Origin of the sequence: Corallococcus sp. AB049A, assembly GCF_003668885.1 — a bacterium.
Taxonomy (GTDB): Bacteria; Myxococcota; Myxococcia; order Myxococcales; family Myxococcaceae; genus Corallococcus; species Corallococcus interemptor.
In genome coordinates this window covers 1-3,121 of record NZ_RAWL01000659.1, presented here as the reverse complement: position 1 = coordinate 3,121, position 3,121 = coordinate 1, and the positions used below count along the sequence as shown (strand labels likewise).

Here is a 3,121-nt window from a genome sequence, read left to right as displayed (position 1 = left end):
GCCCATGCCCACCCGCGTCCTGCTCATCGATGACGACACCCGGATGTTCGAACTGCTCGCGGAGTACCTCGGGCAGAACGGCATCGCCGTCAGCCACGCGCCCGACGGTGGCCGGGGGCTGGCGGCGCTGGAGGCGAACGCCTTCGACGCCGTGCTCCTGGACGTGATGATGCCGGGCATGGACGGCCTGGAGGTGTGCAAGCGCATCCGGGCCAAGAGCCGCATCCCCGTGCTGATGCTCACCGCCAAGGGCGACGAGACGGACCGCGTGGTGGGGCTGGAGCTGGGCGCGGATGACTACCTTCCCAAGCCCTTCGGCCCGCGCGAGCTGCTCGCCCGCCTGCGCGCGGTGCTGCGGCGGGCGCAGCCGGCGGCGGTGGCGGACCGCATCGAGTCGAGCGGGGTCTCCATCGACGTGTCCGGGCGCGAGGTGAAGGTGGAGGGGCGGTCCGTGGAGCTGACGGGCCTGGAGTTCGACCTGCTGCTCGCGCTGGTGCGGCGCGCGGGCCGGGTGATTCCCCGTGACGCGCTCTTGGGAGAGGCGGGACGCAACGACACGGTGGTGAGCGAGCGCACGGTGGACGTGCACATCTCCCACCTGCGCCAGAAGCTGGGGGACGTGGGCACGCGCCTCATCAAGACGGTGCGCGGCGTGGGCTACGTCTTCGCCAAGGAGGGTGCCTGATGGGCTGGGGCCACCGCCACTGGCCTCCGGAAGGAGACCCCTGCGCGCCGGGACTGAGGCGGGGCTTCGGCCGCCACGCGCGAGAGCACCACCGGCGCAAGTTCCACCTGGGCCGGCTGGGCTCCTACGTGCAGGAGCGGCTGCGGCGGCGCCTGTTCGTCATGTTCGGGCTCACCATCCTGGTGACGGTGCTGGTGGTGTCGTGGGTGATGAACCTCACCGGCGGCAACAGCTGGCGGCAGGAGACGGAGCGCGTCCGCGCGTTCGTGGGGCACCGCTTCGCGGAGGTGTGGGACAGGCCCGCCGAGCGCGAGTCCCTGGTGCGCAGCATCTCCGACGACCTGGACGTGGACGTCGTGCTGACGGACCTGTCCGGCGCGGCGGTGGCGCGGGGCGGCGCTCCTTGCGCGAAGCCGGACGCGAGCATCCCGGTGATGCGGGACGACACGCAGCTGGGCACGCTGCAGGCCTGCTACCTGCAGAACCGCTCGCGAGGCCCGTGGCGCGCCGTGCTGCCGCTGGGCATCGCGGTGCTGGTGCTGTGGACGGCGGCGGGCGGCATCTCCTTCCGGCTGGCCAGGCCGGTGGACACGCTGGTGAAGGCCACCCAGGCGCTGGGCGAGGGCCAGCTGGGCACGCGCGCGAGCCTGGACCGCCACCTCACCGGAGACTTCGCGGTGCTCGCCGAGTCCTTCAACGACATGGCCGCGCGCATCGAGAAGCAGCTGGCGGACCAGCGCGAGCTGCTGGCGGCGGTGTCACACGAGCTGCGCACGCCGCTGGCGCGCCTGCGGGTGCTGACGGAGCTGTTGCGCGACGGCGGAGGCAACCCGCGCACGTTGGACCAGGTGGACCGCGAGGTGGTGGAGCTGGACGCGCTGGTGGGCGAGCTTCTGGCCAGCTCGCGCCTGGACTTCGGGCAGCTGACGCCCAAGGCGCTGGAGGCGGGCGTGCTGGCGGCGCAGGCGCTGGAGCGCGTGGGGCTGTCCGCGACGCTGCTGCAGCCGGAGACGGACGACGTGGCGCTGATGGCGGACGCGACGCTGCTGGGCCGCGCGCTGGTGAACCTGCTCGACAACGCGCGCAAGCACGGCGTGGGCGTGGAGGCGCTGCGCATCCAGGAGCACGGGAAGGAGCACCTGGCCTTCAGCGTGGAGGACCGGGGGCCGGGGCTCCTGCCCGGCGAGGAGCAGCGCATCTTCCAGCCGTTCTACCGGAAGGACCGGGGCGGCGAGGCACGCGAGGCCGGGTCGCTGGGGCTGGGGCTCGCGCTGGTGCAGCGCATTGCCCGGGCCCACGGCGGGGAGACCTTCGCGGAGAACCGGCCCCATGGAGGCGCGCGCGTGGGCTTCACGGTGCGCAAGGCCGGGCCGCCGGGCGTGCCGGGGTGAAGGGGCCGCGCTTGCAGCCCCTCCCCCGCTTCCTGCCTACTGCTTCGCCTGCGCGTCCGTCGCGGCGAAGGCGAACGTCGCCTCCGCGGGCGCGCCGTCCTTCACGGTGACTTCGGCCGTCTTGGTGCCCAGCGTCTCGTGCCACGCCTCCAGCGTGTACGTGCCCGCGGGCAGGCCCGTCAGCGTGAAGGAGCCGTCCGCGCCGGTGGTGGTGAAGTACGGGTTGGGGTTGCTCACCACGTAGGCCGTCATCCACGGGTGCACGTCGCACTTGAGGCGCAGCACCTCCGCGTCCGCCGGCAGCGGCTTCTGCACCGGCGCGCCGGACGGCGGCTGCGCCACGTTGAACAGGGGCCGCGTGCCCACCACGCCGCGCACGTTGTGCAGCGTGCCGTCGCTGTTCTTGAACACCACCTGCTGGCCCGCCACCGCGCCCTGCACGCGCGGCACGTAGGTGCACTTGGACTGGTCCACCACCACCGGCTCGGACGGCGGCGTGGACGGCGCGCCCGCGACGGGGCCCTTCACGCGCACCAGCACGTTCTGGAGCTTGCCGTCCTTCACCAGCACGGACTGCTCCTTCTCCGGCCGCCCGTCACACGCCGGGTCGGCGCTGGGCGCCAGGTCCGCCATCGCCGGCGGCGTGCCGGTGAAGGACACCGTGCCCTTCACCACGCCGTTGCCCGCTGGAGCCGCGGGGGCCGCCGCCTCGCCCGTCCCCGCTCCCGCCGTGGGGGCCGGAGGCGTGGCCTCCCGGGTGGGGGCCGCCGCTGCGGGCGCGGGCGCCTCCTCCTTCTTGCACGCGGGCAGGGCCAGCAGCCCCGCGACACCGACCATCGACAAGCCAAACAGGCGCAGCTTCATGAGGCGGTCTCCTCTGGAGGATTCTTCCGTGATGCGGTGCCCGCCGTCGTAGTGGAAGGCACCGGGCAAGTCCAACAACCCTGGGGCGTGCGGACTACTCGCGGCGGCTCACGCTGAACGCGGCCAGCCCCACGAACACCGCCGCGAACGCCAGCAGCGCGGGCACCTCCCACCCCACCGT

At 73.4% G+C, this 3,121-nt stretch carries 3 protein-coding genes; 2 read left to right on the top strand and 1 reads right to left on the bottom strand.

Annotated features, from left to right (window positions below):
• Nucleotides 1-4 precede the first annotated feature (4 nt).
• A complete protein-coding gene (locus tag D7X55_RS37915; RefSeq protein WP_121725579.1) occupies nucleotides 5-685 on the top strand; it encodes a response regulator transcription factor in 681 nt (226 codons plus the stop codon).
• Entirely contained in the window at nucleotides 685-2,076 is a 1,392-nt protein-coding gene (locus D7X55_RS37910) for a HAMP domain-containing sensor histidine kinase (protein ID WP_120552931.1), read from the top strand. The genes D7X55_RS37915 and D7X55_RS37910 overlap by 1 nt, the downstream gene beginning before the upstream one ends.
• Before the next feature lie 36 nt (nucleotides 2,077-2,112).
• On the opposite strand, the gene D7X55_RS37905 is transcribed toward D7X55_RS37910, so the two are convergent.
• Complete coding sequence (locus D7X55_RS37905) at nucleotides 2,113-2,940, bottom strand: carboxypeptidase regulatory-like domain-containing protein (RefSeq protein ID WP_121725578.1); 828 nt, start codon at nucleotides 2,938-2,940, stop codon at nucleotides 2,113-2,115.
• Nucleotides 2,941-3,121: the final 181 nt, after the last annotated feature.